Annotated in this window: 5 protein-coding genes; 2 read left to right on the top strand and 3 right to left on the bottom strand. The window is 39.1% G+C overall.

The window, feature by feature from the left end; genetic code table 11:
• Window positions 1-70: 70 nt before the first annotated feature.
• From H5072_RS08335 to H5072_RS08325, 3 genes are all read right to left on the bottom strand, one after another.
• Complete coding sequence (locus H5072_RS08335; RefSeq protein WP_007580633.1) at window positions 71-400, bottom strand: hypothetical protein; 330 nt, start codon at window positions 398-400, stop codon at window positions 71-73.
• Window positions 401-468: 68 nt separating this feature from the next.
• Window positions 469-1,170, bottom strand: coding sequence for a tRNA (adenosine(37)-N6)-threonylcarbamoyltransferase complex dimerization subunit type 1 TsaB (gene tsaB, locus H5072_RS08330; RefSeq protein WP_182693236.1), 702 nt, complete (start codon window positions 1,168-1,170; stop codon window positions 469-471).
• A 9-nt stretch (window positions 1,171-1,179) separates the two neighbouring features.
• Window positions 1,180-3,096, bottom strand: a complete 1,917-nt coding sequence (locus tag H5072_RS08325) for an ATP-dependent DNA helicase (RefSeq protein WP_182693235.1) — start codon at window positions 3,094-3,096, stop codon at window positions 1,180-1,182.
• A 331-nt stretch (window positions 3,097-3,427) separates the two neighbouring features.
• Here H5072_RS08325 and H5072_RS08320 point away from each other — a divergent pair, with 331 nt between their 5' ends.
• Complete coding sequence (locus H5072_RS08320) at window positions 3,428-4,711, top strand: sodium:proton antiporter (RefSeq protein ID WP_182693234.1); 1,284 nt, start codon at window positions 3,428-3,430, stop codon at window positions 4,709-4,711.
• A gap of 283 nt (window positions 4,712-4,994) precedes the next feature.
• Window positions 4,995-6,848 carry a cytochrome c/FTR1 family iron permease gene (locus tag H5072_RS08315; protein ID WP_182693237.1) on the top strand — a complete coding sequence of 618 codons (1,854 nt, stop codon included), beginning with the start codon at window positions 4,995-4,997 and terminating at the stop codon, window positions 6,846-6,848.
• The last annotated feature ends 111 nt before the right edge of the window (window positions 6,849-6,959 follow it).

The following is a 6,959-nucleotide window of genomic DNA, read 5'->3' as shown; positions in this document are numbered from 1 at the left end:
AGCCCGAACACATGTTCGGGCTTTTTATTGAATTTTATCGCTGTATTTATCTAAAGCGCTCAATTAAGCTTTAAGCGTATATATCAACACCTATTAAATTTTGTACTTCGGCTCTACGTTCTAAATTAGCAAATTCAGTATAAGTAGAAATCGCTTTACTTACTTGAGCTGTCGGTTGGTCGTAAATTGTTTGGCTGTATTCATTACTTTTAGCACTGCTTTTAAACAGTTGATTAGCTAGTTCGACGCCCTCGACACTGCTTTTTACATAATCGGTATTCGTTTTTTGAGCAGCCGGCTGGTCTAATAAACTCTGTGGTTTATTAGTAACAACTTTAGTAGGGCTAACCCTACCCGGAATATCCCCGGTAAAAAAACCTGAACCAATAGGCAGCGTCATTACGCGTCTCCAACCTTAATATTGTATAAAATTATGATTTAAAAACAACCAATTTGCAAATAATATGATTAGTCACGCCCTGGTAGCTTTTTCCACGTTACCGTATCTCGCACATATTTAGGTTGAGCGTCACTCGCTTTTACAACGTCACCCGCTAAAAACGCGGCTTCAACATGCGCTAACATATAACGCGCATCAGGCAATGTAATATCAGTATTAATTGTCACGTTTTCAAAGTCATTTAGCGCATCAGGATAGGTTTCAAAGCCCGTGCCCACAGCTACAGATGGCTCAGTGGTCGCTATATAGTCATTATTTAGTAAATCAGGTTTTATAACGCATTCTTGGTTAACTAAAAGCATTAGATTATTTTGCGCTTGGTAATGTGCAAAGTATATCTCCCCCATACGCGCATCTATACTTGGATAAACACTCAGGCTGCCTTTTTGTTCAAACGTTTGTTGAGCCATAGTAGCCAGTGTAGACACACCAACAAGCGGCAAATTAGTTGAATACGCTAAGCCTTGCGCTATAGCAACACTAATACGTACACCGGTGAAACTACCTGGCCCCTGGCCAAAACCAATTACGTCTAAGTCTTTTAATTTACAGTTTGCTTTAGTTAAAAGTTCATCCACAAGTGGAAGTATTTTTTGGCTGTGCTGCTGCGGACACTCTTCAAAATGATGAAACGTTTGGCCCTGGTAATGTAAAACAATTGAAAGTGCTTCAGTTGAAGCATCAAGGGCAAGGATATTACTTTTGATCATTTTAGTACTCTAATTAATTTGTTTTAAAAATGTATTGGCATCTTCTAAGCTTCGCGTGCGGCGCATCGGTGGTAAGCTTTTTAAAAATACTTGGCCATATTGGCGTGTAACTAAGCGATTATCACATATTACAAGTACGCCTTTGTCTTTACTATCTCGAATTAAACGCCCTACACCTTGCTTTAGCGCAATTACAGCCTGCGGTAATTGTATGTGTGAAAAAGGGTCTTTTCCCTGCATTTGGCAATCTTGCATTTTAGCTTGTAGCAATGGATCGTCAGGGGCTGCAAATGGCAATTTGTCTATAATAACACAACTTAATGTACTGCCGCGTACATCGACACCTTCCCAAAAAGAAGCCGTGCCGAGTAATACCGCATTACCATGGCGAGTAAATTTCTCTAAAATTATACGCTTAGACATTTGCCCTTGCATATAAACTGGGTAGTCTATTTGTGTAGTTAGCCCTTCGGCCACTAAGTGCATCATTCGATAGCTAGTAAATAACACAAAACAACGCCCTTGTGCTGATTTTATAAGCTCAAGCGTTAGTTTTACAATTGCATGTGGCATATTATCAGCATGCGATTCGGGTAAGTAGCGAGGTAAACACAGCAGCGCCTGATTAGGGTAGTCAAATGGGCTATCTACCATCATGCTTTGTTTTGGCTTTAAACCTAGGCTTGCATTAAAATGCTCTAGTTTGTTATCAACCGAAAGTGTTGCAGAAGTGAATACAAATCCTGCGCCCGTGTCTTGCATCATTTGAGCAAACTTAGCTGATACATTCAATGGCGTTATATTAATTGTTAAATAACGGCGCGTTGTTTCATACCAATAACTAAAGCCGGTTTGGGCTGTATCAAAAACCCGCTCTAACTGCCCTTTAAACGCAAGTGCACGTTCAAATGGATGCTCAATTTTGTCGCTTCTATCTAGGCAAAGCTTGAGTACTTGATAAACAAAATCTAAATCACTGATCACACGATGGAGCGCCGAGCAAATTTGTTTATCGCTTAGTTTTTCTCGCCAATCGCCACGGCTGCCATCAACACCAAATTGTAAACGTAAATCAGCAACGCTTGTCTCAAGCTTGTTTAAGCTTTTACCAAGTTGCAGCATATCGGGAATTTCAGCTCTATAAATAGCACGTAAATCATTAATTAAATCTACCAACTTTTTAGTGCTAACACTTTCACCAAAGTAATCGCTGGCAATTTCGCTTAACTGATGGGCTTCATCAAATATGTAAGCATCTGCTTTTGGCATAAGTTCAGCAAAGCCACTTTCTTTTACAGCCATATCAGCAAAAAACAAATGGTGATTAATTACAACCACATCGGCATCGGCCGCAGTTAAACGTGCTTTGCGTATATAACAGCTTTGAAAATCTGGACACTCTTTACCTAAACAATTATCGGCTGTTGAATTTACATAAGGCAGTACTTTGGCATCATCTTCTATACCTATACAATCGGCCAAATCGCCCGATTGTGTTTCGCTTGCAAACTTAGCTACCATAGCTAGTTGATGCATTACGTCGGAGTCGTCAGTAGGTACATGTGCAACATGTTGATTAAGTCGGTAGGTGCATAGGTAATTGGCGCGCCCTTTTAATAAGGCGGTTTTTTTTGAAGCACTTAAAGCTTTAACTAGTTGCGGTAAATCTCTGTGATAAAGCTGCTCTTGTAGAGCTTTAGAACCTGTTGATATTATCGTGCGCCCTTTTGACTTAAGTGCAGGGGCTAAATATGCAAATGTTTTACCCGTACCCGTGCCTGCTTCAACAACTAATTGCGAACTGTTTTTTAATGCATCCGCAACAGCTACTGCCATATCAATTTGTGGTTGGCGAGGCGTATACCCATCTAAAGATAACGCTAAAGGCCCGGTTGCACTAAACAGCTGTTTGATAATACCAATCACTTTAAAATAAATAATAGCGGGATTTTACGTAAGCAAAGCATTAAGGGCAAGTAATTACAAAACCCACTTTTACTTTACGAATTAATACGCACTTTAATAGTGAGATTAATCATTCGATATTACAATACACTGTGTATTTATAACGTACATTTAATTTAATAATGACAATATTTACAAAGCCTAATTTTCTATTAACTCTTACTAAAAATAATCCGTATTAAAAGCTATATTTAGGCATAAAAACTGTGACTCTGAAATATTACAGGAGTACCATACGCGGGTTTATAATCCTCTTTTTCGTGTGTCGTTAAAAAAATAGTAAGGTTAGCCAATGAATGCTTGGTATCTCATTTGTTTTCTCTCTGCCATTGCAATTTTTATTGCTTTTGCAAACCAATATATCCTCAAAATGCAAACTACAATTGCCATTACTACAGGCTCAGTTGTTATTTCTTTATTATTCATTATTGCCGTTAAATTATTAGGCGATCAAAATGCGTTAGCCATGACCCAAATTGTTTCCAGTATTAACTTTAACGAGTTATTACTCAAAGGTATGCTCGGATTTTTACTTTATGCTGGCGCATTGGAAATTAACCTTATGGCGCTTCGTAAACAGCGCTGGGAAATAACCGCACTAGTGCTATTTTCTACTATTGCTTCCACTTTTATAGTCGGTTATTTAAGTTTTTATCTATTTGCCTTATTTGGCTTTGATGTACCGTTTATATACTGTTTATTATTTGGCGCGCTTATTAGCCCAACCGACCCTATTGCTGTACTTGCTATTATTAAACAAATGCGAGCGCCAGAAGGAATCTCAGTTCAAGTAGAAGGTGAGTCGCTATTTAACGACGGTATTGGTTTAGTAATATTTACGACCATTTTTTCGGTTGCTTTTTATGGCACCGATGCACAATTTGGCGATATAGCAGAACTCTTTTTTGTAGACGCCCTAGGCGGCATTGCGTTTGGTTTGGTTATTGCTTTGGTTGGCCACTTTTTAATTATTAACAGCCGCGATGTAAACATTCGCTTATTGATAACCTTAACTATTCCTACCGCAGGTTTTGCTGCTGCAAATATTTGGGAAATATCAGGCGCACTTGCCATGGTTACGAGCGGCATATTAATGGGTAACATTACTCGTACTAAAGCAACTGAGCGCACGGGGCCTGAAGACACTCGTTACGTAAAAGATTTTTGGCATGCAACCGATAGCTTTTTAAATGCCCTACTGTTTTTAATAATAGGTATGCTAATAGTGACGATGCCAATCACGCTTGGTGAAATTGGCTTAGGCTTACTAATGGTACCTGCAGTATTACTAGCACGCTTTATTAGCGTAGGCGCACCCTTTGTTATCTTTAAACGCTTTAGAAGTTACGATAAACACAGTGTTAAAATTTTAACCTGGGGTGGGCTACGCGGCGGTCTTGCACTGGCAATGGCGGCAGCAATTCCACGCGAGCAAGTTTTTGTAGGTGGCTCTGACCTACATAACCTAATCGTTATTGTTACCTACGTTGTGGTTATATTTTCTATTATTGTACAAGGCTTAACTATTTCGCCGCTTATTCAAAGCAGCATTAAATCAGCTGAGCAAGCAAAGTAATAAATGCTTTGTGAGCAATCAACTCAGTAACCAAGTTATTATATAAATCACTTGGTTACTGTTACTCACGTGTTACAAAAACACTTTAAAGTTCTATAAATTGTTATCCTTTTTATTTATCTTCTTTGTTTAAATTAATCCGCTTGAAATGCAAATGAAAACAATTATAATTTTGGCTTTTCCTCTGTAGGGCTTTTCAATGTCCAAAAATAATTCTCACGTGTTTTTAAATTTGGTATCTCTGGGCAAACGACAATTTCATTGTTTTTTTGTGCTTTTTATAATGGCTATGGCAAGCTTTAATGTGTCGGCCTCACCTAATGAGCAAACAAAAATAAAACAAATTGCACAGCTTGCAGAGTATGTAGGTGTAGATTACGTGGCAGCTGTTGGAAATGGTGAAATACTAGACCCCGACGAATATCAAGAAATGACTGAATTTTCGCACGTTATTATTGAGCAAGCTGGACAGCTATCAAGCCAAACCAATGAGTTTGATACAGTAAAGGCACAAGCTAAATCACTGCATACAGCGATTGCTAATAAAGCGAGTGTTGTCGATGTACGTGCAGCAAGCTCAGCGCTTCGTGAGTCGCTGCTTACCTTTATGCCACAACTATCGTTACCTACATCACTGCTTCCGGTTGAGCAAACCAAATCGCTTTTTGCTACTAACTGCTCAATGTGTCACGGCCAAAGTGGTCAAGGCGACGGTCCGCTTGCAAAAAATTTATCGCCAGAGCCTACCAACTTTACCGACAAAGAACGCGCAACAAACCGCTCATTAATGGGGTTATTTGACGCTGTAAGTAACGGCATTGACGACACGCCTATGGTTGCTTTTACCCAATTTAATGAACAACAACGATGGTCTTTAGCTTTTTATGTAGGTAGCTTGGCATTTAAAGATGTTCAAAAACCACAAAATGTAGAACAAAACATTACCGCTTCGCAGATTGTAAACCTAAACCCTGCACAATTATCGGCAGGTCAAAGTGAAGCACAAGCACATTACGTTAAATGGCTTCGTGGTAATCCGGAGCAATTATTTAGCGCTAACAAAAATCCGATAACAGTTACTCGCACGCAGTTACTTGCAGCGCAAGCTGCGCATGCTAAAGGCAATTACTCACAAGCAAGTGATTTAGCAATTAGCGCATACTTAGATGGCTTTGAGCTTGTTGAAAACAACTTAAATGCCTACGACGAAACACTGCGTAAAAACATCGAAGTACAACTGATGAACCTACGCCAAACATTCAAAAACGAAAAAGATACAGCCGTCGTTGCCGAAAAAGTAAGTGCAGCACTAACACAACTCGCTAAAGCAGATAGCATGCTAAACGAAACCAAGCTAACTGATGGCGCTCTACTTTCAGCTAGTTTAATAATATTACTGCGAGAAGGCTTAGAAGCACTCTTAGTCATTATTGCCCTTATGACTGTGCTTATTAAAACGAAACGTCAAGATGCGCTTAAATACGTACATGTTGGCTGGGTAACCGCACTTATTGCCGGTGGCTTAACATGGGCGGCTGCGCAAACATTAATAGAAATAAGTGGTGCAAGTCGCGAAGTTATGGAAGGTGCTGGTGCATTGTTCGCCGCTGTAATCTTACTGTATGTTGGCGTATGGATGCACAGTAAAACAAGTGCGCAACAATGGCAAAAATATATAAAAGACAATATAGATAAGCGTCTTGAGTCGGGAACACTTTGGGGATTAGCGGGGCTTTCTTTTATTGCCGTGTACCGAGAAGTATTCGAAACCGTATTGTTTTATCAGTCTTTATTAACGCAAAGCTCGCCTGCTCAATATTCATCTATTGCATCGGGTTTCGCGATAGCTGTAGCAATACTGGCTATTATTACGTGGGTATTAATTAAGTACTCAATTAAATTACCGGTTGCTAAGTTTTTTGCAATTACCACTTATTTATTATTTGCACTCTCGTTTGTGCTTATGGGCAAAGCCGTTATTGCATTACAAGAGGCCGATATAATAGGTATTGCGTCGCTACCAATGAGCTTTGAAATAGCATGGCTTGGTATTAAGTCAACATGGCAAGGTATTGTAGCTCAGGTATGTGTGTTCGCTATATTTAGCTTTTATATATTTAAAAGCAAAAACCAATAGTAATGCCTATCTGCTTAAGAGTTTAAGCTAATTGGCATAAGCAAAATACATAGTAAAAAGGCCCGCAAGGGCCTTTTTAGTTAATTGCTTATGTATTTAGTAAAATTGGTA

This window comes from Pseudoalteromonas sp. SR45-5 (assembly GCF_014163565.1).
Classification (GTDB): Bacteria; Pseudomonadota; Gammaproteobacteria; order Enterobacterales; family Alteromonadaceae; genus Pseudoalteromonas; species Pseudoalteromonas distincta.
The sequence above is the reverse complement of the archived record's forward strand: the minus strand, read 5'-3'. Positions and strand labels throughout refer to the sequence as shown.

What these genes read in the sequence shown, in the direction of transcription:
- tsaB (WP_182693236.1), bottom strand. Translation starts at nt 1,170, where the DNA reads ATGATCAAAAGTAATATCCTTGCCCTTGATGCTTCAACTGAAGCACTT.
- H5072_RS08315 (WP_182693237.1), top strand. Translation starts at nt 4,995, where the DNA reads ATGGCTATGGCAAGCTTTAATGTGTCGGCCTCACCTAATGAGCAAACA.
- H5072_RS08320 (WP_182693234.1), top strand. Translation starts at nt 3,428, where the DNA reads ATGAATGCTTGGTATCTCATTTGTTTTCTCTCTGCCATTGCAATTTTT.
- H5072_RS08335 (WP_007580633.1), bottom strand. Translation starts at nt 400, where the DNA reads ATGACGCTGCCTATTGGTTCAGGTTTTTTTACCGGGGATATTCCGGGT.